Source organism: Lactobacillus sp. ESL1191 (assembly GCF_058504435.1).
Genome location: NZ_CP196365.1, coordinates 398,018 through 423,451 on the forward strand (window position 1 = coordinate 398,018; position 25,434 = coordinate 423,451).

Sequence of the window (25,434 nt, forward strand, 5' to 3'; positions counted from 1 at the left end):
ATTGTTAAAGTTCCTTGTTTTTTATTAAAGTATACCAGTTTTTTCAAAAAATGATTGCTTTTCTTTAGCTATAATAATATTATATTTCGAGTAATAAAACTTCAAAACTACTTTTTTTGGGAGAAAAAATACAGATGAAGCAAGAAGACTTTGCCAGGCAGGTTCATGGGGGCTTAATTGTTTCATGTCAAGCACTGCCCGGTGAGCCGCTCTATTCTGAAACGGGCGGCGTCATGCCACTCATGGCCAAGGCTGCAGCAGAAGCTGGAGCAGTTGGTATCAGGGCCAACACGGTGCGCGATATCCAAGAAATTAAGGCCGTCGTTGACTTGCCGCTCATCGGCATTATTAAGCGGGATTACCCGCCGGAGCAACCCTATATTACGCCGACCATGAAGGAAGTTGATGAGCTGATTAAGACTGGCGTTGAAGTTATCGCCTTTGATTGTACTTTAAGACCAAGGCATGATGGAAAGACGACCACTGAATTTATTAAAGAAGTCAAGCAAAAGTATCCTGACCAACTCTTCATGGCTGATATTGCCAATTTTAATGAGGCCCAGCAGGCTTATGAAGCGGGCATGGACTTTGTCGGGACCACACTTGCGGGCTATACTGCTGAAAGTGCACATAAACCTGGTCCCAATTATGCTTTAATCAAAAAAATAGTTGCTGCTGGCATACCCTTGATTGCCGAAGGTAAGATTCATACGCCGGCTGAGCTCAAACGGGTAATTGACCTGAATCCTGTGGGCGTCGTTGTTGGCGGTGCGATTACCCGGCCTCTGCAGATTGCCCGCACTTTTACCCGGGTATTTGCCAGCAAGTAGGAGAGTAAAATGACTAAAAATAACCGATTCGCGGCAATTGGCCAGTGGTTCACTCAACTAGGCCAAGCTTTTATGCTGCCAATTGCCATTTTACCGGTAGCCGGTCTATTGTTAGGGCTAGGCGGTGCATTGACCAATGCCGCCGCTATCTCAGCCTTTCCGCTACTGAATCAGCCCTGGTTACAGAACAGCTTAAAAATTATGAATATGGCTGGCAATGCGGTGTTCAGTAACTTAGCCCTAATTTTTTCAATCGGTCTGGCCGTGGGATTGGCGAAGGGGGACAAGGGGACTGCTGGTCTAGCCGGTGGTGTGGCCTATGTGGTATATGCGTCCACCATTTCGGGTCTGCTCCAACTGTTTAATCCAAAAAATACCATTGATACCGGAGTTTTGGGGGCAATTGTGATTGGCTCGGTGGTCGCGGCCTTGCACAACCGCTACCGCAAAATTGAGCTGCCGCAATTTTTGGGCTTTTTTGGGGGATCGCGCTTTGTCCCGATCATTTCCGCAATTGCGGCTATCGGTTTTGGGGCAATCTTCTACCTCATTTGGCCACCTCTTCAAGGCTGGCTGGTTGCTGCCGGCCAAGCCATTGCAGCCATGGGCAGTTTGGGGAGCTTTCTTTATGGCTTTTTATTGCGATTGACAGGAGCCGTCGGCTTGCACCATACGATCTACCCCATGTTCTGGTACACTGCGCTAGGAGGAACGGCAGAAGTTGCCGGTCGGACAGTTGTTGGTGCGCAAAATATCTTCTTTGCCCAACTGGCTGATCCCAACTTCCATGGTCTCTTTACCTACGGTACCCGCTTTTTTGCGGGGCGGTTTGCCACCATGATGTTTGGTTTGCCAGGTGCCGCTTTGGCTATGTACTATTGCTTACCCCAGGCTAACCGCCAAAAAGCTGGTGGTCTGTACTTGTCCAGTGGCTTAACGTCCTTTCTGACTGGGATAACGGAACCGCTGGAGTATTCATTCTTGTTCGTTGCGCCTTGGCTTAAAGGATAACCGTGAGATTGACGAAGCCAGCATTAAGCAGTTGGGCTCACCTGGAATCTTAAAAGTTGGCGGTGGTATTCAGGCTATTTTTGGCGGAAAGGCTGATCTTTATAGCCAGGAAATCAATGAGATTCTGGCTCATCCCGAAAAAGTCCCGGTCGGCTTAAGCGATCAGCAACCTGTTAAGGCTGCTGGTGCAGCGGGCGGACAAGTTGAGTTTGCAGCCACTGGTAGCGGCTTGTTCAGGGATTTGACCGAGGTCAATGACGAGGTTTTTGCCCAAAAAATGATGGGTGAAGGTTTTGCGGTTGAACCCAGCAGTGACCATGTCTATAGTCCAGTAGCCGGTGAAGTGATGACGGTCTTTGATACGAAGCACGCCATCGGCATAAAGACGATAGAAGGGCTTGAAGTTCTGGTTCACATGGGAATTGATACCGTGGAGCTAAATGGTAAACCGTTCACGGTAAATGTTAAAGGAGGCGATCAAGTAACTGCAAGTACCATACTTGCCACAATGGACCGGGCTGCCATCACCGCAGCCGGTAAACAGACTGCTGTCATCACAGTTATCACTAATGCGGTCAGTCATGTGGCCCAAGCCATGGCCGAGGTGCAAACCGACTCCCAGGTTAAGGCGCATGATGGTGTCTTCAAGGTTTTGACTAAGTAAACTGTTGTGCTATACCCCCAATTTAGCATACTTTTAATGACCAGTTGACAAGCATTAGGTGACATGATAAATTGGCACCAAACGAGACGTTCATTAAGCTAGCGTAACTAACTTGACGCCCCCAACTGCACTGCTCAATTAGCTGAGAGTTGGTGTTAGGAGGAGTAGTGTACGTTGCCTGGCTGATGAATGCTGGTATAAGTTGACCAGCAGCGGCGTGGTTGCAGTTTTCGTGCAAACTAGTAGTTGGCAGTTACCAGGACTTATTGCGAGAGTGATAGACCAGGTGATATTTAAAGCACTCGTTCTTGTATTAGGGACGAGTGCTTTTTTGCTAATTTGGGAGGTAGTAAGATGACCAAGACAGTATATAGTAAGGCAAATATCTATCATGGAAAAGTAGAAAAAATCCAAAATGAAGGCTACTTATTAGTTGATGATCAGTCTGGTAAGATACTTGCGACAGGCAGCGGCCAGGCTCCGCAGGCGGATAAAGTAGTTAAGTTAGCAGGAAAGTATGTGATGCCGGGTTTGATTAACTGCCATACCCACATTATCATGGACCCAGCAACTGCTGACGGTAGGTTCAAAAAAAGTTGAGGGCACGGCTGGTCCTGGTGCTGGCTTCCACGTAACCGGTTCAGGTGAATTTGTTAGGCAGGGTCCCGAATATGAGAAAATGAAAGCAAAATTCCCTTGACTCCGGGCTGTTTTAAAAATCACCATAACTAAGATTAGCCAAAAGATATAGGACTGGCTGCTGGCCGTTTTTTTCAATTGCTAATAGTTTAATTATTTATTAAATAAAGCTGTGATTATTTACCACTATTGGTTAAAATAGGGGTAATTGACTTTTAGTAAAAAGGAGGATTTATTTAATGAAAGCTTTACTATACAATATGACGCCGGAGCAACAGGTATACGTCGACAAGTGGACTAAGGCTCATCCTGAAGACACATTGGTCACGACAACCGCTGACTTAGATTCGACCACGGTGGAACAAGCAGCAGGCTATGATGTAGTCAGTGTTTTACAGGTTGCTGATATCGACGACGAAGCGGTTTACCAAAAGCTGACCGCTTATGGAATCAACCAAATTGCCCTACGGTCGGTGGGTTATAACATTATTAATTGGGAGTTTGCCCACAAGTACAATCTACTGGTTACTAATACGCCGGCTTATTCACCCCGGGCGGTTGCAGAGAATACCCTGACCTCAGCCATGTATCTGCTGCGTAAGTGGGGACAGATCTTCAAAAATGAAAAAGAAGACCTGAACTTTGTTCGTGAAGAGAGCCTGATGAGTGATGAAATCTACCACCAAACTGTTGGCATCATTGGCGTGGGTCGCATTGGGACCGCTACTGCCGAGATCTTCCATGCACTTGGGGCCCGAGTAATTGGCTATGATGTGGTAGAAAACCCGGCTAACGAAGCCTTTCTCGAATATACTGATTTTGAGACGGTAATTAAAGAAGCCGATATCTTGTCTTTGCATACGCCATTTGACCCTTCGATGCAGGATATGATTGCTGCAGAGCAATTCAAGCAAATGAAAAACACCGCGGTTATTATTAACGCCGCCCGCGGGCCCTTAATTAATACTCCAGCCCTAATTGAAGCACTGCAGAACCATGAGATTGCGGGCGCGGCCTTGGACGTGATGACAGGTGAAGAAGCTATCGTGATGAAGAAGTTCAGTCGCTTAAGTGAATTGCCGCAAGATTATCAGGAGCTGGCCAAGATGCCGAACGTGGTCTTCACGCCGCACTCGGCCTATTATACTAAGACTGCGGTCAAGAATATGATTGAACAAAGTATGACAGACGTAAAGCGGGTATTAAATGGTCAGAAGCCGATTTATCCGGTTGAGCAATAATAAGTAAGAGGGATGACTAGTTTTGCCAATTGGTCATCTTTTTTGGTGCGAAATTAACAAATTTGCGCTGGATCAATTATAATTATAATATTGGTATAATAACTTGGTACTAAAAAGGCGGAAGAACAGATGAAAAGGTTTCATCATAAATATACCCTGCCGGCAATTGTTTTGCTATTGGTCGCGGCAGTGGTGTTATTGCTGATCGGATTAGCTAATTTGCGAAGCCAGACAACACTACCGCCAGATGCTAATTCAAGCGCAATTGGGGTTGAACTTAATCAAAATTATGGCTACGTCGACCTCCATGAATTACAGGAGAATGGTGTTTCTTTTGTGTACTTAAAGAGTACACAGGGCCGGTCATACTTTGACGACGACTACTTGTCATACCGTGACCAAGTTTTGGGGACCAAGTTGGCCTTTGGTACCAGTATCGTCTACAGTAACGAATCAACGCCGCAACAGCATTATCATTATTTTCTGAAAAAGGTGGGCACTAATACGGGCACTTTACCTATTTTGCTAGAGCCAGCTGTTGCTGAACGAAGTGTGCACTACCTTAAGCAAATGGCCCACTTTGCTCAAATGCTGGAAAGTCAGGGCAAACGGGTAATGATTGAGCTGGAAATTCAGTATAAAAAATATTTTCCCGCCGATGTGCTCTTTGCAACTAGTGGCAAAAAAGCGCCCAATAAGCTGCAGTATTCCTTCTGGCGTTATACAAATACTGGCCGTGTAAAAGGAGTTTCGGGATTAGAAGATGGGGTAGCCATGCTGGCGTATAATGGTACCGTGATGCAATATAAACAGAAATATGGGCAGTTAACACAATAATGAAAACAGAAATTCAAGCAGTTTTAACTAAGTTAGGCTTGGCGCAACCAACCCTGATTCAACAAGAAACACAAAAAATAATTAGTCAGGGTGCCAGTTGTATTGCCTTAGCCAAAACAGGCACTGGCAAGACGCTAGCCTATGGCTTACCGGCACTTGAACGGATAACGGTCGGGCAAGCTAATCAAATGGTTATCATTGCTCCCACCACGGAATTGGCAGTCCAGATTCGGCATGCCCTGAATCCTTTTATCCATGCCTTGCAGCTGACGGGAATTACGCTAGTCGGAGCAGGTAACCGCAAAAGGCAAGAGGACAATTTGAAAAAGCAGCACCCAGAGGTTGTCATCGCAACACCAGGACGATTTTTCGACTTTTTTTCAAGTAAGCGCATTAGCGCTGACCAGGTCAAGACGCTAGTCATTGACGAAGCCGATGATGTTTTGGAATTCAGTAAGCTGGACCTACTGGGATCGTTTGGCCAAAACATGGCGCCCGACGCCCAGATTCTCTTATTTGGGGCTACTGAATCGGAAATTACCCGTCAGGCCAATGAGCTTTTTGGCCGTAATTTTGACCTGGTTGACGTGCGAGCGCAACAGCAAACGACCATCAAAGACTACTTTTTGCAAGTAGACAATGCCCACAAGGTTGACTATGTTCAGCGGCTGCTGCGCCTGGACCACTTCAAGGGAATCTTGTTCTTTGATTCAAATCAGACGATGTTGCGCTTTGCTGGTATTTTGGGCCATACTAAGTCCAAGTTTGGTTTGCTAGCCAATGAATTTAGTAAGCAAAAAAGAGCAGACGCCTTGCGTGACTTTAAGACGGGGAGGACGAGCTTGCTGCTGGCTACCGACCTGGCCGCCCGCGGCCTAGATCTGGCTGGAGTTACCTATGTGATTAATTTTGATCTACCAAGTGAAGTTAACACGTACTTGCACCGGGCAGGCCGAACTGGCCGAATGGGGGCTAAGGGTTATGTAGTAACACTGGGCGATGACCATGACTTGCGCGACTTGAAAAAGTTGCTGGGCGGTGAGCTAAAACCGGTCCGGGTCTACTTTAAGGAGGGTCACCTGTCGACTGAGTTGCCTAAGCGGAATCCAGCTCTCAGCGCCCCCCAAAAGCCGGCACCCGCTAGCAAGAAAAAGAAGAAGCACAAGCAGCGGAATAAAAACAAGGGCTATCATCCGCATTATCTAAAAAAGAAGGAGCAAAAATGAGTCGATTAGTGTCATGGCTTGAGGATTATGTCTTACCGCTGGCTAACAAAATTGGACAAGCGCGGTGGTTAGTGGCCTTGCGTGATGCTTTTGTTTCCATTATGCCGATTACGATTGCGGGCTCGGTTGCAGTGTTAATTAAGAGTTTGATTGCTGCTGCCAAGCATGATCTGGGCTGGAAGGCGTTCGCTTGGGCGATGCAGCCGCTCGTCTTAGTCAGTAATGTGGTTTGGCGGGGCACGTTTGCCCTGTTTGCCCTCTTTTTGGCGATGTCCCTGGGCTATCACTTAGCTAAAAGCATGGAAATTGATCCAATTGCTGGAGCGCTCGTTGCGGTGTCGTCTCTGGCCATGAGCATTGCTAACCTGACTAAGCTAAAAGTGGCTGGGAAAATGGTTCCAATTCAGCATGCTTTTGATATTTCACAGTTTTCAACGACTGGTATTTTTACAGCTATTTTGTTTGGTACCATCGGTGTGTCAATTTTTGCGCTTTGTATCAAGGCAAGGTTTATGTTGCATCTTCCGGCCAATTTGCCCTACGCTGAACAGATGGCCTTTGAATCATTGATTCCAGGAATTACCGCAATTTTTGGCGTTGGCATGATTAACTTTGTCTTTCAGACAGTGACGGGTACCTACTTTGGTAACTGGCTACTCCACTCAATTCAGACGCCACTGGTGAAGTTGGGGCAAGGTTTTGGAATGGTATTACTGGTAACGCTACTAGTCCAAGTTTTTGGCTTCTTTGGGATTAACGGCTTGAGTGTTTGGGCGCCAGTTCTTGATTCAATTTGGTTAACCGCGCAGAATATCAACATCACAGCAGTGCGTAATGGTCGTCCGGTATCATTTTTGTGGGTACGGGGCTCCTTTGATGCCTTTGTGTGGTTCGGCGGTACGGGGGGCACGTTGATGCTGATTGTGGCTATTCTACTGTTTTCGAAGCGCAGTGACTACCGGACCATTGCCAAGGTGGCACTTGCTCCGGGCATTTTCAATATTAATGAACCGATTGTTTTGGGTCTGCCGGTCGTCCTCAACCCAATTTATGTTATTCCCTTTATTTTAGCGCCGCTAGTTAACGTAGCCTTTTCATACTGGGTGACGATGATGGGCCTAGTTAACCCGGTGCAGGCCGGTGTTCCGACGGTGATGCCGCCAATCATTGGTCCGTTTTTGGCCTGCAACTATGACTGGCGGGCCATTATTTTGTGCATCATTAATATGGTGATTGCACTGGCAATTTGGACGCCCTTTGTTTTTGCTGCAGACAAAATTGCTGATGCTAATAACCCGCAACCGTATTTTAACCGGCAGTATTAATTACTAAAAATATTGGCTTTTAAGACTTAAATTTGGTAAAGTTAATCTTATGCGACCCCGTAGTTCATCTGGATAGAACAATGGTCTCCTAAACCGTAGAGGTGAGTTCGAATCTCACCGGGGTCATTAAAAATGCCGTTAAGCCTTCATTAGCTTAAATGTTAGCCCCTTAAACTAAAACGCCTTACCGCTAGTAGGTAAGGCGTTTTTTTGCTCTAAATAATCTTCCTTAGCCTAGGGGTTTGGTCATCAAGATTGTCACCAAGCAAGCGATTATCATAAAAGTGCAGACTGATACTGCTAGTAGTGTCTGACGTACTTTAGAAGAGTGGCTGCGATCAAAGGAAAAGACCAAGCTAAAGCTGGCAATAACAATCAAAAAGCCCGTGGCTAGTAATAATAAAAAGTCGTAATGCATTTTTTACCTACTTTGTTTTACTTGTAATTAAAGCACATTGACTTGTCTTTTTGCCAGGAAATCTTTAATATTAAAGCGGAGGCTTTTATGACGAAAATTAAAGTAATGACCGTTTTTGGAACACGGCCAGAAGCAATCAAGATGGCACCTTTGGTCCTAAAGTTAAAGGCGGATGACCGTTTTGATGAAGTCACGGTGGTCACGGCCCAACACCGAGAGATGTTGGATCAGGTACTTGAGATTTTTAAAATCAAACCCGACTATGATTTCAACATCATGAAGAAAAACCAGTCGCTTGAGGCAATCACAGCTAAAGTTATGCTTGATTTGTCCGAAGTGATTAAAAAGGAAGAGCCAGACATGGTGTTGGTCCACGGTGATACAACTACCAGTTTTGCGGCTAGCCTGGCCAGTTTTTATGAGCAGCGCCCGATTGGGCACGTTGAGGCCGGATTACGTACCTGGAATAAGTACTCGCCGTTCCCAGAAGAAATGAACCGGCAGATGACCGATGACCTTTGTGACTTATACTTTGCGCCAACTAAACTTGGTAAGGAAAATTTGCTGAAAGAAAATCATCCAGCCGCCAATATTTTTGTTACTGGGAATACGGCCATTGACGCGCTACAGCAAACCGTGCAAGCAGACTATCACCATGACGTACTTGACCTGATTAAGCCCGGCCACAAGATGATCTTGGTAACGATGCACCGCCGCGAAAATCAGGGTGAGCCCATGCGGCGGGTATTTAAGGTCATGAAGCAGGTGGTGGACAGCCACCCAGACGTTGAAATGGTCTTTCCGGTCCACCTGTCACCCAAGGTGCAGGAAGTTGCTAGCGAAATTTTAGGCGATGATGAGCGCATCCACCTGATTGCTCCGCTTGATGTAGTTGATTTTCATAATTTAGCTAAGTTGAGCTACTTTATTATGACTGATTCGGGCGGTGTTCAAGAGGAGGCACCAGCACTGAACAAGCCGGTCTTGGTTTTACGCGATACGACTGAACGACCAGACGGTGTCACGGCGGGTACCCTGAGATTAGTGGGAACCCAGACTGAAAATGTACGGTCCGCCATGGTGGAATTACTTGAAAATCAAGCGGTCTATAATCAGATGGCTAATGCCAAGAATCCTTATGGAGACGGACACGCCTCCGAGCGCATTATAGCAGATTTAATCTACTATTTGGCCTCGTCCCCCGGCGAACGACCACGTGATTTTGCCTAAAAAACAAAAAACCAAGAAGTAATTAATGACTTCTTGGTTTTTTGTTAGTAATTTTTTGGGAACTATTTTTAAGTCGTTTTTTGGCTCGTTCAATCATAGTTGCCTCTTGGGCCTGGAAGACTGAACGAGTGGTCAAGTAGTTAAAGATACCGACTAACACTTGGTCAATAATTTTTACTAGCAATGCATTGAGCCCAAGCCAGGAGAGTCCAACCAACATAATCAAACTGTCAGGCACGAGACTGATAATCCGATAGGTAAAAAAGAAGATTAGCTTTTGCCAGGTTGAGTGATCGCGGTCAACATTGTTAACAAAGACAGCTTTCTGGTTAAAAATAAACGAAGCTAGGTTGGAAATCACAAAGGCGATGGTATTGGAAATTAAGATGGCACTGTGCCACCACTTGTGCAAGACCATGAAGACAATTGTATTAAGCAGTGCGGCAATAAAACCAAAAATCATGTAAACAACTAAATTGCGGTGGCGTTTGACAACTCTTTGCGCGAGCGAGCGAATAGCCGGATCGCTAGTCGAATTGAATTTTTTATTATCTTTAATCATTTAACTGATCAGCCATTTCCTTAGCCGCTTGGTCAATTGCAGCGATTGCCTCATCGTCTGGTGCATTTTCAATGGTTAGGGGCGGGGTAAGTTCTTTGGCCCCGACTTGTTTGAATATTTTTTCAAAGTCGAAAACATTCTCACAGAAGTGGTCGGCGTAAACTCGGTCACCGCTGCCCATTACCGCAAAATACTTGCCGTTTAAATCCAATTCTTTTAGTTGTGCGTAAAAGTCGGCAACTTCATCGGTCATCGTTCCCTCACCATAGGTGTAGGTGACAAAGATGCAGAGGTCACTGCTTAAGTAATCACTGGCATCAGTGAATTCGGCCTCACTGCTCTCCACTTCAAAGTCAAGCTCTTGTAGGCCTTCTTCCAAGATTTCTGCCATATCGGCATCGTTACCAGTCATACTAGCGTAGACAATTCTCGCCTTCATAGTCTTCAAACCTTTCGTAATATCACTTTATCACAACATTATACATAATTATACATAATTTTCGTGCGCTATTGAAATGCTTTAGTAAACTTTTAAAAAAAGCTATAATGTAAATAAGATATTTATTTCAGAGGAGAAGTTGAAATTTGATTACTATTAAATCCGTTCGGGAACTTAAGGGCATGCAGTCTTCTGGTCGCCTCTTGGCGTCAATGTTTGAAGGACTGCGCGCTGTGATTAAGCCAGGAATTACCACCTGGGCAATTGAAGAATTTTGTCAGGACTTTGTTAGCAGCCGGGGGGGCCGCTTGTCAGAACAGGGCTTTGAAGGCTATCAGTATGGCACCTGTATCTCGGTCAATGACCAGATTGCACATGCCACGCCGCGCCGCGATACTGTTTTAAAAGAAGGTGACTTGGTCAAGGTTGATGTTACCTGCAACCTTAACGGCTTTGAAACAGATTCATGCACGACCTATCCAGTCGGTCAGATTTCTGCAGCCGACCGTGATTTAATGGAAGTAACGCAAGCGGCAATGTATCTCGGTATTGACCAGGCGGTTGTAGGTAACCGCATTGGTGACATTGGGGCTGCGATTCAGCACTTTGTTGAAGATGAGCATCACTACGGCGACGTGAAGGAATTAGTCGGTCATGGAATTCAACCGACTATCCATGAAGATCCAGAAGTACCGCACTGGGGGAAGGCTGGCCATGGTCTGCGCTTGCGTGAAGGGATGACCATTACTTGTGAACCAATGGTGGAAGCTGGCGGAGACTGGCGCATCGAGCAAAAGTCAGTTGACGATCCCAATGACGACTGGGTATTTTATGCTACCCCGGACGGCTCCAAGTCAGCGCAATTTGAGCATACCTTTGCGATCACCAAAAACGGCCCCAAGATTTTAACCCTGCAAAAACCGTATGACGGCTATGAAAAGTATTTACCGCATTTTGACGAAATGGATGATTAAGGTGAATGAGTAAAAAAATGGCGGCGGCCAGACGATATGTTGCTTCGTTTAATATGAAGCTCTCACTCAAGTTTACCCAGGGCGAAGTCTTAACCAGTGCGATTGCAATTGCTTATTATGTATTGTTTTCCATTTTTCCGCTGATTATTATTACCGGTAACGTTTTGCCCTTATTTCATATTGACACGACCCCAATTGCCAGTTATCTCAAGTTGATTTTTCCTGATCGGATCGCCCAGTTCATCATGCCGATTATCAACTCACTACTGAAGCGTAAGTCGACTGGTTATATTTCCTTTGGTATTGTTTTAGCAATTTGGTCTGTTTCTTCTTTGGTTAATGCAATTCGGATCGGGATGAACCGCATCTATGGTGTTCGTTCCATTGAACTACGTCAAAAGTGGCAAGTGACCGTTTGGACCCGGTCGATTACTATCATTTTGACCAACCTAATGATTATTTTCTTTACCTTGCTTAGTTTGACCTTTATTTTTGGGCAGCAGGTATTAGAATTTTTGCGGCCGATCTTTGCTTTTTCAGTTGGTGAAATCGAAAATATCTTTAGCTACCGTTATCCGATTGTGATGATTACACTGATTTGTGCGCTGTATTACCTGAATTACTTTTTGCCCAACATTAAACTTAGAAAGCGGGTTATTTGGCCAGGAGTTTTAACTACATTGTGTGGTTGGCTACTTTTGTCCTGGCTGTTTAGTTTTTATCTGCATCACTTCCACATTAGCTGGGAGAACTATGGCATTATTGGAACCTTCATTATCTTCATGTTGTGGCTTAATATTGCCTCTGTGCTTTTTTTAATGGGGACTTGCGTCAATGCTGCAATTGTGTCGCTGAGATATGGTGAAGTACAGTATTCTGCTGGTCATTTGGCCGAGTACATTCAAAGAAAGCGGCATCATTAAATTGGTACAGTGATAATTAATTTGGTATATTAGGATTTAAATTGTGATTAGAAAGCGTGTAGAGGTATGAAAGTAAGAAAAGCCATTATTCCAGCAGCTGGTCTTGGTACGCGGTTTATGCCCGTTACCAAGGCAATGCCTAAAGAAATGTTGCCGATAGTGGATAAGCCGACAATTCAATTTATTGTTGAAGAGGCTAAAAAGTCAGGAATTGAAGATATTTTAATTGTTACTGGCAAAAATAAGCGACCGATTGAGGATCATTTCGATTCCAATCCGGAACTTGAACAAAACTTACAGGAAAAGGGTAAGACTAACCTGTTGAAAATGTCACAAGATATTACCCATTTAGGGATTAATATCTACTACACGAGACAGCCCTATCCAGCTGGCTTGGGTGATGCAATTGCCCGCGGGCGCAGTTTTGTGGGCGATGAGCCCTTTGTTGTAATGCTGGGTGACGACTTGATGATGGATAAGGTGCCTTTAACTAAGCAGCTAATTAATCGGTATGATGAAACTCATGCATCTACAGTTGCCGTGATGCCGGTACCCCACGAAGAGGTTTCTAAGTATGGGGTAATCGAACCTGAAAGTGAAATTATGCCAGGCCTTATTAATGTTAAGTCCTTTGTTGAAAAGCCGGCAGTGGACAAGGCACCGAGTGACTACGCAATTATTGGCCGTTACCTGTTGACCCCGGAAATTTTTGCGATTTTGAATGAACAACAGCCAGACCAGGGTGGTGAAATTCAATTGACAGACGCAATTGATACAATGAACAAGACCCAGCGTGTTTTTGCCCATGTTTTTGAGGGTACACGTCACGATGTTGGGAACAAAGAAAGCTACCTTGAAACTTCGATTGAATATGGCTTGAAGCACTCGGAGACCAAGGATGCCCTCCGGCAATATATTATGGCCCTGAGCCAACGACTGGCGGATAAACCAGAGAAAAATAACAAATAGTTAGCATTTTAGAAGCTGCAGTGATGCGGCTTCTTTTTTAGGGTAAATTTTTTCTTAATGTCGGCATAATTACTACCTTGACTTAATAAAATTAGGTAGTATGTATCTAGTAATGTGACTCTTTGTGCGAGGAGAAAATTTAATGAAAGATATTTTTATTGTTGCTACTAAACGCACTCCGTTTGGCCGTTTTCGTGGTCTGTGGGCCAAGCAAAATGCTACTAGTTTAGGTGAGTTGGCCTTGACAGAAACATTAAAAAGCATTGGACTAGATGCTAGTGAACTTGACGCCCTCTTTATGGGTAATGTGCTGAGTGCGAAGCTGGGGCAAAATATGGCCAGACAAGTTGCCTTAGGTGCAGGAATGAAGGCAACCACCAGCAGCGTTACCGTTAATGAGGTCTGCGGTTCTAGCCTGAAGGCCCTCCGTCTGGCCCAGGGCCAGATGGAGCTGGGTGACTTTGACCTGGTTGCGGTTGGCGGGGCTGAGAGCATGACTAATGCAGCTTATTATGCAGCCGCTAAAAACGCGCCGGCCACCCACAGTGAAATGATTGATAACGGCTTAAGAGATGCCTTTTCAGGACAACACATGGGTTTGACTGCGGAGCATGTCGCCGCTAAATACCAGATAACGCGGGCTGAAATGGATGAATATAGCCTGCTGTCACATCAAAAGGCAGTCGCAGCTGTTCAACAACAGGCTTTTGCCCAAGAACTTATTCCGGTTAAGCACGAGGGAAAAATAGTGCAGCAGGATGAAAATATTCGTGCGGATACCAGTTTAGCAGCACTGGGCAAGTTGAAGCCGGTGTTTAAGGAAGACGGACTAGTGACAGCTGGCAATGCATCGCCCTTAAGTGATGGTGCCAGCATGGTAATTCTGGCGAGTGCAGCAAAGGTTAAGGAGTTAGGCCTAAAGCCCTTGGCACGCCTTGGCGCTTTTGCCGAGTCCGGGATAGACCCAGCGTACATGGGTTTTGGACCATATTTTGCGGTTAAAAAATTGCTCAAGCAAACCAGTAAACAGATTACCGATTATGATGTAATTGAAGTTAACGAGGCCTTTGCTGCCCCGAGCGTAGCTTTGGTCAAGGAATTAGCAATACCAAGGGAACGCCTGAACATATTTGGCGGAGCAATCGCACTGGGGCATCCGCTGGCAGCTACGGGTACGCGCTTGGTCGGGACAGCAGTCAACGCAATGGCCCAACGGGATGGACACCAGGCGTTAGTCACCTTGTGTATCGGCGGCGGCCAAGCAATTGCCTGCGAGTTGTTGGACGCTAGGTAGATGAAATTCTATGAATTAAGTCCCGCGCAAAGGCGAGCTTGGCTAGCGGAACGAGGCATCAAGCTCGACGAAATAGACCCGGCCATTTTGCACGAGCTCGACCACTTGAGTGAAAATGTGGTAGGGCAGTTACGGTTACCGGTTGGAATAGTGCCCCAAATAGTGGTTAACGGTCGTAATTACATAGTCCCGATGGCAACTGAAGAAACTTCCGTTGTGGCTGCGGCCAACCACGGTGCCAGTCTCTTTGCTTGCGGGGGCGGCGTTGAGGCAGTGGCTTATCGAGATGGAATTTACGGACAAGTAATTTTACAGGTGGATGAGAATTTTAAAGTCGCTGACTTAGAGCAAGCCTTTCCAGACCTAATTGCTCAGACTAATGACCACTTCGCTAGTTTAGTCAGACATGGGGGCGGCGTGCGAACCATCACTGTCCACCACCAGGGCGACTTGGTCTACCTTAAAGTGCTGATCGATCCAGCTGAAGCGATGGGTGCTAATCGCGCTAACGCAATCTTGGAGTATCTTGCTCTGAAATTGGCAGATTACGCCGGAGTCGTGAGCAAGTTATTTGCTATCTTGTCCAATTACCCCAGCCAGTTTACCAAGGCAGAAGTCAGCCTGAAAGTGAAAACGGTGGGCGGAATTGCAACAGCCAAGCGTATTGCTCTCCTGAGTCAACTAAGCCAGGATGATCCTTACCGGGCAGTTACCAATAATAAGGGCATTATGAACGGGATTGATGCGGTGTTACTAGCAACTGGCAATGATACCCGAGCCGTCGAGGCTGCTTGCGGAGTCTGGGCCAGTCACCACGGTAAGTACGGTAGCTTAAGTAAATGGTGGCTAGAAGGTGATCTGTTAGTCGGTCAATTAGTAGTCCCACTGGCAATTGGAACGGTTGGCGGTTCAATCAATGCCAGAAAAGATGTCCAGGAAAATTACCAGATCTTAGGCCAGGGTATTACTAGCAGTGAATTGGCAGGTGTCATGGCGGCTATTGGCTTGGCCAACAACTTGGCTGCCTTGCACGCAATTGCAACTGCTGGTATTCAAGCGGGACACATGAAATTGCAGGCTCGAAATATTGCAGCCAGTCTGACAGACAATCAGGCGGAAAGAGCGCAATTGGTGAAAGAACTGGTTGCTAAGCGCATTTATACGCAGTCTGCTGCTGAAGCAGTGTTGAAACAGATAAGAGAGGAAAAATAATGCAGGTCGGAATTGATCGAATCGGTTTTTATACACCAAATAAGTATGTTGATATGACAGAACTCGCACAAGCTCGAGGGGACGATCCCAACAAGTACCTGAATGGGATTGGGCAAAGTCAGATGAGTCTTGCCGATCAAACTCAGGACGCTGTGTCAATGGGGATTAATGCAACGCTCAGATATGCAAATCAGGTTGATATGAAGACGGTTGATTTGCTTATTATGGGAACTGAAAGCGGGGTTGATCAGTCTAAATCCGCCTCGTTATTTGTCAAGAGTGCCTTAAAATTGTCGCCTGAAGTGCGTACCTTTGAAATTAAGGAGGCCTGCTTTGGCATGACGGCTGGCATGATGATTGCCTGTGATTATGTGCGTTTGCACCCGCAGCGGAGCGCAATTGTGATTGGGAGCGACTTGGCGCGCTATGGCCTTGGTACAAGTGGTGAAGTTACCCAGGGAGCGGGCAGTGTTAGTGTCTTGATCAAGGCTAATCCTGGTATCTTAACTATTGGTGCCGATCATAGTGCATGCAGCAGCGATATCAATGATTTTTGGCGTCCTAACGACTCACTGGTAGCCTTGGTTGACGGCAAGTATTCGACTGAAGTTTACTTAGACTTCTTCAAGCGGACCTTTGCCGATTATCAAAGACAGACCCAGAAGCAGACAAGTGACTTTGCGGCGCTGATTTATCATCTACCCTTTACCAAGATGGGCTATAAGGCCAATCGGTTGGCAGTTGACCAGCAAGATACGGCAATAGTGAAGCGCCTGGAGCAAAGTTTTACCGCTTCTGCAGTCTATAGTCGTGAAGTTGGGAATATTTACACCGCCTCGCTATATTTGAGTTTGCTTAGTCTGTTGGAAAATGGCCAGTTAAAAGCGGACGATCTGGTTGGCCTATTTTCCTATGGATCGGGCGCAATGGGAGAATTTTATGCCGGCCAGGTGGTTGCTGGCTATACTGACCACTTGAATCCTGAAAAAGACCTGGCGCTGCTGCAGCGGCGTCAAAAGGTGAGCGTGGCTGAATATGAGCACTTGTTTAATGAGGCCCTACGCCAGCCGGCAGATAACGTGGAACTGGTTAGTGATGAGGAAGAGGGCTACTGGTACTTTGCTGGCTGCAAGGATCATGTTCGCCAATATAAGCAGAAATAATAAAATCAATTGACCACTAGCACCATAACATAAAAGCCACAATGATTATTGTGGCTTTTATGTTACGTTAAGCACGTCGGGCTTGCTGGCTTAGTAAGTGGCAACTAGGCATAGTAGTCGATGATTTCTTTTAATGTCTGAGCAGCGTTCTGTTTACCGGTACCTGTTTCATAATATTGTTTAAACCGGGCATCGCAAGTATACATGGCGGCTAAGTTTTTGTGGGCTGCAGGTGAATAATTACCTGCTGGCCATGACATTTGTAAAAATTTTTGGTGCAAGTCAAAAAGATGTTTTGCGGCTGGTTGAGCCAGGTCACTAGTACCAACCAGCGGCTCAAGTTCGGTTAATATTTGCTGTGTAATTGCCTCTAAGTGGGTCATTTCGTTCTCCGTTAATGATGTAAATTTGCGGTAAGTATCTGCAATTGTTTGCTCGCTGTACTTGGCTCGTAATTCCTGGCCGTATTGCAGTTCGTTCTGTTCAACTGCCTTAGTTTTAAAGGCAGCAAATTTTTCTGTATCAGTCATTTTTGAGACTCCTTTCATTCTTGCAAGTGTTTTATCTAAATTAACTAACAAATTCGCTAACCGCTGTTGCTCAGTAATGATCTTTTGGCGTTGACGCTTCAGCATCTGGTACTGGACATCTTCAGAATCTTGCAAAACCTGTTTTATTTGGGCTAGTGATAAGTCAAATAACCGTAAAAATAAAATTTTTTGCAGTTGATTTACCTCGGTTTCTTGGTAATAACGATAATTATTTTGGGGATCGCGGCGCGCTGGTAAGAGCCCCTTTTTATCGTAGAATCGTAAGGTTCTGGTTGATACTCCAGCTAGTTTGGCTAATTCTGCGATTGAATATTGCATGGTTAATTCTCCTCACTTGCAGGGCAAAGTATAAGCTTTGTCGTAAGGTCAAGGTCAAGTAAAAAATAAAAAAGCGTCTGGCAACGCTTTTTTATGTTAATCTAATAGAGTTGCTTTCTGGCCTAATTTGAATACCGTATACCGGCACTTGTTCACCTTCGCCTTGAATAGCTAGGGGGAGGTTGCGGTCGTGCAAATTTTTGACTAGTTGCGTCAACTTGGTTAGCGTCATTGGACTGGTCCCTGGATACAAAATACAGGCCCTACTGGAAATTTTTAAGCTGGTTAGTGGTCGGACCCGGTCAGCAAGTGTCAGATAGAGGGTAGTCTGCTTGTTTAAGTCATTGGTTAACTGTAAAAAATCCGTCAGTCGCATAATTATATCCTATATGAAATTAAAGTGTGATACTATTAATACCAAATTATAAAAAGGTGGTTTTACCAATTGAAACATAAAAAGCTGTGGCTTGCACTAATTACAGTTGTGCTGGTGCTTGGCGTAGCACTAGTTGGAGCAGGCTATTATTTTTTTCAGGTTGCTTGTGTGCCAGGTGAAAAGAGCTTCTTGAGTTCTGAAAGCAAGACCATCAAGAAGTCTGATCCGCTCTACCGCGAGAAAAGTTGGTTTAAACGGACAGCCAAGCAAAAGTATCGGATTAGGTCAGCTAACCATAAGTACGAGCTCGTGGCCAACTATATTCCAAGTGCTGGGTCACGTAGGACCGCCGTAATTTTACCCGGTTACATGGACCGAAAAGAAGACATGGGTACATACGATGCACTCTTTCACGAGTTAGGGTACAATACTCTAACGCCCGATCCCCAGGCCCAAGGTGAAAGTGGAGGAAAGTATATTGGCTACGGCTGGGTTGAAAAGGATGATATTAAAAAGTGGATCGACTTTTTATTGCAGAAGACAGGCCGCCAGCAGCAAATTGTGGTTTTCGGCTTGAGTATGGGCGGGGCCACGACCATGATGGTGAGTGGGCTTAACTTACCCCAGCAGGTCAAAGCCTTGATTGAAGACTGCGGCTACACCAGTGTCAAGGACGAAATTGAGCATGAAGCTAAAGAACTATACAGCCTACCACTGATTCCTCGTTTTCCGTTAGTTGAAATACTCAGTGGCATCAACCGGCTCAAGGTGGGCTACTTGATGGGGGATGCTTCTAGTATTAAGCAACTGCAAAAAAATCACCGGCCGATGCTGTTTATCCATGGTGGTCGTGACAACTTTGTTCCAACGACAATGGTTTACCAAAATTATCGAGCCAGCAAAGGTCCCAAGGAAATTTGGGTGGCGCCAGGTTCCAAACATGCCAAGTCTTTTGCTGATCATCCTAAGGAATATCGGAAGCGAATAGCTACTTTCTTGTCCAAGTATCTTAAATAATAATAGTAAAAAAGTTGTTGCAATTGGCAACAACTTTTTTGTTATCTTAAGGTAAGCTTGACCACACATTCGCAGCGCGGCGTTTGCGGTAACATGTCAACGTTTTCGATTAAACGGACATTGTAAATTTCACTGAGTAAAACAAGGTCTTGAGCCAGTGTTGAAGGGTTACAGGAGATATAAACAAAGGTGCGTGGTTTAACCTTGAACAAGGTCTTAATCAGGCTTTTAGCTAGGCCAGTTCGAGGCGGATCAACAATCAGGGCATCAATTGGTACACCATTGTTGACCAATTCAGGTAAAACTTTTTCAACACTTCCCTGAATATAGTTAGCATTTTTGATGCGGTTTAGTTCAACATTATGTTGAGCATCAGCCACCGCATCTGGAATGGTTTCAATGCCGATGACCTGCTTTACTTGGTCTGCGGCAAGTATCCCGAGGGTACCAACTCCGCTATAGGCATCGATTAAGGTGTCTTCTGGACTAAGGTCTAAAAATTTAAGTGCCTTGGTATAAAGGGTAGCAGTTTGCACCGGATTCAATTGAAAAAAGGCCCGTGGCGATAGTGCGAATTTTTTACCCAAAATTTCATCAATGATTTGATTTTTACCAAGCAACTTTGCAGTCTTATTGCCCCAAACCTGCGGATTACGCCAGTCTGTTTCGTTTTGGTAAACGCTGACCACATTGGCTAGCTTCATTATTTTCTGAGCTAGATTTGGTAAATTGGTGATTTGGTGACCAACTGTGATGAGCGTGACCTGAATTTCTTTCGTGGCCTGGGCCTGGCGCACGACAATTGTCTTGAGACCATCAAGGTGACGGAAGGGGTCGGCGATTGGGACGCGGAGTTGCGCTGCAAGGTCTTTAATCGCGAGTTCTGTTGCTTGAGTGGCTTTGCTCTGGGTTGGCATCACCGGCAGGTCATATAGCTTGTGCGAATTAGGTGCAAATAAGCCTAGTATAGTTGCGCCATGATCCTGTTCAATCTGATATTGCGCCTTGTTGCGGTAGTGCCACTGATCCGGAGCAGGGATGGTTTTTTTAACCTTATACTTGTTAAAACCGCGGGGATGGTACTTGCTAAGTGCAGCTAACACGTTATCACGTTTGAATTCTAATTGTTGCGGATAGGATAAATGTGCCAGTTCTAGCCCTCCCACTGCGGGATCGACGCCCTGCGGAAAAGCTACCCGGTGCGGACTTTTTGCTTTGATGCGAATTAATTCACCCTGCAGGTGGTGGGGGAATTCGGCGGTGATTTTGGCGACAACAACTTCCTCCGGCAATGCGCCGGGAATAAAGATGATTTTTTTGCGGTAGTAACCAATGCCTTCGCCATTGATGCCAATCCGTTTAATCGTAATAATAACGTCTTTCTCTTGGTGACTTTGCGAGTTGAATTTTTCTTTCATAATTTTTCTTTCTACAAATAAATGGTTAACTGATAACAGTTTATTGTACTACCCAGGAAAAGTTTTTAGCAAGAATGAAGTAAATTTGCTAGCATATAAGTAAGTAGATAGAAAGGTGGAACAAGATGCCAATTATTACGAAAGTTAGCAGTCAAAAGCGGCCAGGTCGCTATAACATCTTTTTGGACGACCAGTATGCTTTTTCGGCCAGTGAGCAAACCGTAGCAGAGTTCGTGCTCTTAAAGGGACAAGCAGTCAGTACCGCCAAGGTTGCCGAGATCAAGCAATTTGATGCGGATGCCCGGGCAACTAATCTAGCTTCAAAATTTCTTAGTTATGAGCCGCGAACCATTTTTGAAGTTTTGCAATATTTGGGCAAGCATGAGATTGATGATCAAGCGGCACAAAATGCAGTTGTCCAGCTCAGTGAAATGGGCTTCTTGGATGACCGTAAGTATGTTAAGCTAGCACTTAAGCAGGACCTGCGGATCGGCACGGATGGACCACTCGGAGTCAGTCGCAAGTTGACTCTGAAGGGCGTTGATCCAGAGCTTGTTCAGGCAGAATTAGCTGCAATCGAGGATGAAGAGTGGCTAGAGCCCGGTCTGCGAGTGCTCAAGTCGATGAAGAGTAAGGTGGGGAGGATTGCTCAGCGTGAGCTTGAACGAAAAATGCGTACCAAGTTGATGAGTCATGGCTTTTCTGGACCGTTGGCTAGCATGGTGATTGCCGAAGTGGACTTGCAGGCAGGCGATGCTGACCAGGCCGAAGCCTTAAAAAAGCAAGGGGTAAAAGCTTATAAACGCTTTCGTCGTTTGCCCGAAGGTGAGCGCAAGAGCAAGATGCGCAATTACCTTTATACACATGGCTTTAGCAGTGGAGAAATTGATTCATTCTTGGCTGGTGAAGTTATTCCACTAGCTGAATTAGCAGATTATTAGGAGAATTTTATGAAGAAGTCACTAGAAAAGGCCAACTTTATTGGCCGGCCCTTTGCCGATCAGTTAATGGACGAGCAAAAGACCTTTACCAGGTGTAATTTAGAGCTAGAACAAGATCCAGTCTTCCAGCAATTCTTGGCTGACCACCACCTAGAAACAAAGCGAAGTAGTATGTTGGTTTTTGGCTTGGAGAACTTTATGTATTGGTATGGCGTCTTGGTATCTGATGAGGTCAAATGTCCGCAGGGCTTGATGCGGTTTGCGTTGCCACCAGCTGAGGTTGCGCTGGTTGAAAGCGATGCGGCAGGGCTTGCTAGTCTGAATCAGCCGCTCAACCAAGTTTTGCCAGCATTTTTAGCAAAAATTAGCAGTAATGGTATTCAAGTATATGAGAATCCCGGTGATAGCCAAACGCCTTATATTGTCCAGGACCTAAATTTGGCTACAAAAAAACTGGCCCAGATGTTATATCTTGATGCCAGCGAGGTAAATTAGTGTTGTTTAGGATCAATTGATAGGTTGTCATATTCAACATAGGCACCCAGACAGGTCGACAAGAGCATAATCAAAAAGACCACGCCAACAGATTGACCAACAATCTGGTCCAAAGTGAGGAAGGACCGAACTACGAAGGTGGCTGCAAAGCAGAGCATAAAGTCCAACAAGAAGTTAGCAACTTGAATCATGAGCCGTCGTCTAATGCTGAAAAAGCGCAACAATTGTTTGAGCACACCATCATCAACTTCTACTGCAAGCAAGTCAACCGGCCGCTGAATAGTTGCCTTGATGGCGAACATGATTAACGCTCCAACTGCTGCCCCAACTGTTGTGCGGAAGAGATCAGCAGAGTGTAAAACCAGGGCATCGTAGCCAATACCTATGATTGTCAGGCTACAGATATAGGGAATTAGCAATAAAAATGTAAAGACCAGCAGGACGTGACTTTTTTTCATGACTGAACCTCTTTTCTTACCTGCTATTCTAACATAACGGTTAAGTACATGATATAATGTTAGATACTTAAGTTGTTTTTTAAGAAAGAGAGCAAAAATTATGCCTAGCGACCCTGCTAAGGGGAGTTTATTAGAACGTTTCAAAAATAAACTTTCCCCTGCAAGCGATGAAGAAACCAAAGAGCAGTTAACTGAAGAAATTAAGGACTTGCATAATCACCAACAGATTAACGACAGCGAATACTCGATGTTAAATGCAGTTTTGGATTTCCAGGGACGGATGGTTCGAGAGGTGATGGTGCCCCGAATTGATGCCTTTATGGTTGATTGTGGTGATAGCTTACAAAGCAATCTGGAAGAGATTTTGCGCGAACCATACTCACGGATCCCGGTTTACCAACATGATAAAGATAAGATTGTTGGTGTCATCCATATTCGAACTGTACTGCGCAAGGCCTGGGAGAAAGGCTTTAAGCATTTGGACTACGATGATGTGATGAATCCGCCCTTGTTTGCTCCTGAAACCACAGAACTTAGCGAGCTTTTGGTGGAAATGCAGCAGACGCAGCAGCAACTAGCCGTTTTAACGGATGAGTATGGCGGTGTCGTTGGGCTGGCTACAATTGAGGATTTGATCGAAGAAATTGTGGGCAATATTGATGATGAAGTTGACCGTGCTGAAGTACTGGTTAAAAAGCTCGCACCAGATAAGTTTGTAATTTATGGTAAAATGACGCTTGATGACTTTAACGAGCAGTTTGGGACCAATCTCGAAATGGAGAATGTTGATACAATTGCAGGATATGTGATTACTAAATTAGGCATTATTCCGGCCAAGGGTGAAAAATTATCGGTTAAACTGGCTAATGGGATGGTTTTGACTACGCGAAGAATGATTAGATCAAGACTGCTGACGGTTTTATTGACAATCCCTCAATCAGCAGATAAGGAAGAAGAGCAAGGTAGTTAATGAGTGACGGACTTTTAGACAAGGTTAACAAGCGCAGAACATTTGCAATCATTTCCCACCCCGATGCGGGGAAAACAACGATTACGGAGCAAATGCTGCTTTTTGGTGGTGTAATTCGCAGTGCTGGTACGGTTAAAGCCCGTAAAACCGGCCACTACGCCACTAGTGATTGGATGGAAATTGAAAAGCAACGTGGCATTTCTGTTACCAGTTCGGTAATGCAGTTTGAATATCAGGGCAAGAGAATCAATATTCTCGATACGCCGGGGCACGAAGATTTTTCGGAAGATACCTACCGAACACTGATGGCAGTTGATGCGGCAGTGATGGTAATTGATGCGGCCAAGGGTATTGAGCCGCAGACTAAGAAACTTTTTAAGGTGGTCAAGCAACGCGGTATTCCAATTTTTACTTTTATGAATAAACTTGATCGCGACGGGCGGCCTCCGCTCGATCTGATTGCTGAATTAGAAGACTTGTTGGGCATTGAGGGGATAGCGATGAACTGGCCGATTGGATCGGGTCAGACGCTCAAAGGTCTCTATGACCTCGCTAATAACCAGGTCGAGTTATACCACCAGGAGGGGGAAGACCGGTTTTTACCGCTGGATCAAGCGGGCTTGTTACCAGCCACTGAACCTTTTAGTCAAAATCCTGAATTCCAGGACACCTTGGGTGAAATAGAGCTGATCAAGGAAGCTGGTAATAGCTTTGATCAAGGCAAAATCGCCAAGGGAGACCAAACTCCAGTCTTCTTTGGATCAGCCCTGACTAATTTTGGGGTTGAAACTTTTTTGAAGAGTTTCGTCCAATTAGCGCCTGCTCCAGCTAGCCATACGATTAATGAAGGTGAAGAGCTTAGTGCGGAAGATGCAGAGTTTTCCGGTTTTGTTTTTAAAATCCAAGCCAACATGAATCCTCACCACCGCGACCGGATTGCCTTTATTAGGGTTGGTAGTGGCGAGTTTAAACGGGGGCTTGACGTTACTTTGGCAAGAACCGGTAAGCCGATTCGCTTGAACAATGCGACTGAGTTTATGTCCAGCGAGCGTGTTCAGGTAACTGATGCCGTTGCCGGAGACATTGTCGGACTATATGACACGGGTAACTTTCAAATCGGCGATAGTATTTACGCGGGTAAGCGCAAGATTGTTTATCCGCCGCTGCCAGAATTTACGCCAGAATTGTTTGTGCGGGTAACGGCTAAGAATGTGATGAAGCAAAAGTCTTTCCACAAGGGGATGAACCAGTTGGTTCAAGAGGGTGCAATCCAGCTCTACCGTAACTACCAGACCGATGAGTATATCCTGGGCGCTGTTGGCCAATTACAGTTTGAAGTATTCAAGTTCAGGATGAAGAACGAATACAATTCAGATGTTGAGATGACCAGCATCGGCCATCGGGTGGCTCGGTGGATTGATCCCGACCAGCTTGATCCGGCGATGTCAAACAGCCGCAACCTGCTGGTCAAGGACCGCTATGACCAACCACTATTCCTCTTTGAAAACCAATTTGCAGAGCGCTTTTTCCAGGACAAGTATCCGGAAGTGAAATTGACTGAAAAATTATAAGTAACCAAAAAGACTGGCTTCATGCCAGTCTTTTTGGTTACTTATCACTTATCAATGTGAATTTCAATGACGTGTTGGCTTTTATCAGCAATTAACTCATATGCTGGATTCTTTTCTTTAATCAACCGTTCAATAACAAAGTTAGTCTCTTCCTTGCGAATGCGGCGATCATGATTCTCCAGTACAATGCCAATCGCCTCGTCACTTTCAGTATAAATGACGGAGGTATTACCCAAGGAGTATACCTTGACGTAGTTGACATTGGTTGTATTTAACTGGCTGTGAACTAATTCCCTATAACTATTGGTTACATCGATCAAATGCATGGATTTCACCCGTTTCTTTTAGTAGTTCTTTCATAG

The 25,434-nt window shown here is 45.3% G+C and carries 25 protein-coding genes, 1 tRNA gene and 1 pseudogene; 20 read left to right on the plus strand and 7 right to left on the minus strand.

Annotated elements, in window-relative coordinates; translation table 11 throughout:
- The first annotated feature begins 134 nt into the window (after window positions 1-134).
- The 9 genes and pseudogenes from ACSYSN_RS02205 (at window position 135) to wecB (ending at window position 9,421) form a co-directional block, all read left to right on the plus strand.
- Window positions 135-830, plus strand: coding sequence for an N-acetylmannosamine-6-phosphate 2-epimerase (locus ACSYSN_RS02205; protein ID WP_491712576.1), 696 nt, complete (start codon window positions 135-137; stop codon window positions 828-830).
- A 9-nt stretch (window positions 831-839) separates the two neighbouring features.
- Window positions 840-2,505: pseudogene (locus ACSYSN_RS02210) on the plus strand (glucose PTS transporter subunit IIA).
- 354 nt (window positions 2,506-2,859) lie between these two features.
- Window positions 2,860-3,105, plus strand: coding sequence for a hypothetical protein (locus ACSYSN_RS02215; protein ID WP_491712577.1), 246 nt, complete (start codon window positions 2,860-2,862; stop codon window positions 3,103-3,105).
- 278 nt (window positions 3,106-3,383) lie between these two features.
- Window positions 3,384-4,385, plus strand: coding sequence for a D-2-hydroxyacid dehydrogenase (locus tag ACSYSN_RS02220; RefSeq protein WP_491712578.1), 1,002 nt, complete (start codon window positions 3,384-3,386; stop codon window positions 4,383-4,385).
- A gap of 129 nt (window positions 4,386-4,514) precedes the next feature.
- On the plus strand, window positions 4,515-5,222 hold the full coding sequence (locus ACSYSN_RS02225) for a GH25 family lysozyme (RefSeq protein WP_317637902.1): 708 nt from the start codon (window positions 4,515-4,517) through the stop codon (window positions 5,220-5,222).
- Entirely contained in the window at window positions 5,219-6,448 is a 1,230-nt protein-coding gene (locus ACSYSN_RS02230; protein WP_491712884.1) for a DEAD/DEAH box helicase, read from the plus strand. The genes ACSYSN_RS02225 and ACSYSN_RS02230 overlap by 4 nt, the downstream gene beginning before the upstream one ends.
- A complete protein-coding gene (locus ACSYSN_RS02235; RefSeq protein WP_491712579.1) occupies window positions 6,445-7,773 on the plus strand; it encodes a PTS sugar transporter subunit IIC in 1,329 nt (442 codons plus the stop codon). The genes ACSYSN_RS02230 and ACSYSN_RS02235 overlap by 4 nt, the downstream gene beginning before the upstream one ends.
- A 53-nt stretch (window positions 7,774-7,826) precedes the next feature.
- Window positions 7,827-7,899, plus strand: a tRNA-Arg gene (locus ACSYSN_RS02240).
- A gap of 379 nt (window positions 7,900-8,278) precedes the next feature.
- A complete protein-coding gene (wecB, locus tag ACSYSN_RS02245; protein ID WP_491712580.1) occupies window positions 8,279-9,421 on the plus strand; it encodes a non-hydrolyzing UDP-N-acetylglucosamine 2-epimerase in 1,143 nt (380 codons plus the stop codon).
- Between the two features lie 22 nt (window positions 9,422-9,443).
- Here the strand turns inward: wecB and ACSYSN_RS02250 are convergent, their stop codons facing one another.
- Together ACSYSN_RS02250 and ACSYSN_RS02255 are read right to left on the minus strand one after the other, a co-directional pair.
- Complete coding sequence (locus tag ACSYSN_RS02250; protein ID WP_491712581.1) at window positions 9,444-9,983, minus strand: GtrA family protein; 540 nt, start codon at window positions 9,981-9,983, stop codon at window positions 9,444-9,446.
- Entirely contained in the window at window positions 9,976-10,422 is a 447-nt protein-coding gene (locus ACSYSN_RS02255) for a flavodoxin domain-containing protein (protein WP_491712582.1), read from the minus strand. Before ACSYSN_RS02255 ends, ACSYSN_RS02250 begins: the two co-directional genes overlap by 8 nt.
- Window positions 10,423-10,568: 146 nt before the next feature.
- Here ACSYSN_RS02255 and map point away from each other — a divergent pair, with 146 nt between their 5' ends.
- From map to ACSYSN_RS02285, 6 genes are all read left to right on the plus strand, one after another.
- The gene (gene map, locus ACSYSN_RS02260; protein WP_491712583.1) at window positions 10,569-11,396 is read left to right on the plus strand and encodes a type I methionyl aminopeptidase; all 828 of its coding nucleotides are present in this window, start codon (window positions 10,569-10,571) and stop codon (window positions 11,394-11,396) included.
- Window positions 11,397-11,401: 5 nt separating this feature from the next.
- A complete protein-coding gene (locus ACSYSN_RS02265) occupies window positions 11,402-12,319 on the plus strand; it encodes a YihY/virulence factor BrkB family protein (RefSeq protein ID WP_491712584.1) in 918 nt (305 codons plus the stop codon).
- A 66-nt stretch (window positions 12,320-12,385) separates the two neighbouring features.
- Complete coding sequence (gene galU / locus ACSYSN_RS02270) at window positions 12,386-13,288, plus strand: UTP--glucose-1-phosphate uridylyltransferase GalU (protein WP_491712585.1); 903 nt, start codon at window positions 12,386-12,388, stop codon at window positions 13,286-13,288.
- A 142-nt stretch (window positions 13,289-13,430) separates the two neighbouring features.
- Window positions 13,431-14,582 (plus strand): thiolase family protein, encoded by a 1,152-nt coding sequence (locus ACSYSN_RS02275; protein ID WP_491712586.1) that lies wholly within the window; start codon window positions 13,431-13,433, stop codon window positions 14,580-14,582.
- Complete coding sequence (locus ACSYSN_RS02280; protein WP_491712587.1) at window positions 14,583-15,794, plus strand: hydroxymethylglutaryl-CoA reductase; 1,212 nt, start codon at window positions 14,583-14,585, stop codon at window positions 15,792-15,794. It begins immediately after the preceding gene.
- A complete protein-coding gene (locus tag ACSYSN_RS02285) occupies window positions 15,794-16,957 on the plus strand; it encodes a hydroxymethylglutaryl-CoA synthase (protein ID WP_491712588.1) in 1,164 nt (387 codons plus the stop codon). Before ACSYSN_RS02280 ends, ACSYSN_RS02285 begins: the two co-directional genes overlap by 1 nt.
- Before the next feature lie 104 nt (window positions 16,958-17,061).
- On the opposite strand, the gene ACSYSN_RS02290 is transcribed toward ACSYSN_RS02285, so the two are convergent.
- The gene (locus tag ACSYSN_RS02290) at window positions 17,062-17,826 is read right to left on the minus strand and encodes a MerR family transcriptional regulator (RefSeq protein ID WP_491712589.1); all 765 of its coding nucleotides are present in this window, start codon (window positions 17,824-17,826) and stop codon (window positions 17,062-17,064) included.
- A gap of 91 nt (window positions 17,827-17,917) precedes the next feature.
- Window positions 17,918-18,202, minus strand: coding sequence for a hypothetical protein (locus tag ACSYSN_RS02295; protein WP_491712590.1), 285 nt, complete (start codon window positions 18,200-18,202; stop codon window positions 17,918-17,920).
- Window positions 18,203-18,271: 69 nt separating this feature from the next.
- On the opposite strand from ACSYSN_RS02295, the gene ACSYSN_RS02300 reads away from it, so the two are divergent.
- Window positions 18,272-19,219, plus strand: coding sequence for an alpha/beta hydrolase (locus tag ACSYSN_RS02300; protein ID WP_491712591.1), 948 nt, complete (start codon window positions 18,272-18,274; stop codon window positions 19,217-19,219).
- A gap of 41 nt (window positions 19,220-19,260) precedes the next feature.
- Here ACSYSN_RS02300 and rlmD read toward each other — a convergent pair whose 3' ends face one another.
- Entirely contained in the window at window positions 19,261-20,637 is a 1,377-nt protein-coding gene (gene rlmD / locus ACSYSN_RS02305; RefSeq protein WP_491712592.1) for a 23S rRNA (uracil(1939)-C(5))-methyltransferase RlmD, read from the minus strand.
- 125 nt (window positions 20,638-20,762) lie between these two features.
- Between rlmD and recX the strand changes: the two genes are divergently transcribed.
- Both recX and ACSYSN_RS02315 read left to right on the plus strand, forming a co-directional pair.
- Window positions 20,763-21,578, plus strand: coding sequence for a recombination regulator RecX (gene recX, locus ACSYSN_RS02310; protein WP_491712593.1), 816 nt, complete (start codon window positions 20,763-20,765; stop codon window positions 21,576-21,578).
- A 9-nt stretch (window positions 21,579-21,587) separates the two neighbouring features.
- Window positions 21,588-22,073 (plus strand): hypothetical protein, encoded by a 486-nt coding sequence (locus tag ACSYSN_RS02315; protein WP_491712594.1) that lies wholly within the window; start codon window positions 21,588-21,590, stop codon window positions 22,071-22,073.
- On the opposite strand, the gene ACSYSN_RS02320 is transcribed toward ACSYSN_RS02315, so the two are convergent.
- Entirely contained in the window at window positions 22,070-22,531 is a 462-nt protein-coding gene (locus ACSYSN_RS02320; protein ID WP_491712595.1) for a hypothetical protein, read from the minus strand. The two genes, ACSYSN_RS02315 and ACSYSN_RS02320, sit on opposite strands and share 4 nt — an antisense overlap.
- Window positions 22,532-22,631: 100 nt before the next feature.
- On the opposite strand from ACSYSN_RS02320, the gene ACSYSN_RS02325 reads away from it, so the two are divergent.
- Window positions 22,632-23,501, plus strand: coding sequence for a hemolysin family protein (locus ACSYSN_RS02325; protein WP_491712596.1), 870 nt, complete (start codon window positions 22,632-22,634; stop codon window positions 23,499-23,501).
- The gene (locus ACSYSN_RS02330; RefSeq protein WP_491712597.1) at window positions 23,501-25,072 is read left to right on the plus strand and encodes a peptide chain release factor 3; all 1,572 of its coding nucleotides are present in this window, start codon (window positions 23,501-23,503) and stop codon (window positions 25,070-25,072) included. Before ACSYSN_RS02325 ends, ACSYSN_RS02330 begins: the two co-directional genes overlap by 1 nt.
- Window positions 25,073-25,116: 44 nt before the next feature.
- Here ACSYSN_RS02330 and ACSYSN_RS02335 read toward each other — a convergent pair whose 3' ends face one another.
- On the minus strand, window positions 25,117-25,398 hold the full coding sequence (locus tag ACSYSN_RS02335) for a DUF1827 family protein (protein ID WP_491712598.1): 282 nt from the start codon (window positions 25,396-25,398) through the stop codon (window positions 25,117-25,119).
- Window positions 25,399-25,434 lie beyond the last annotated feature (36 nt).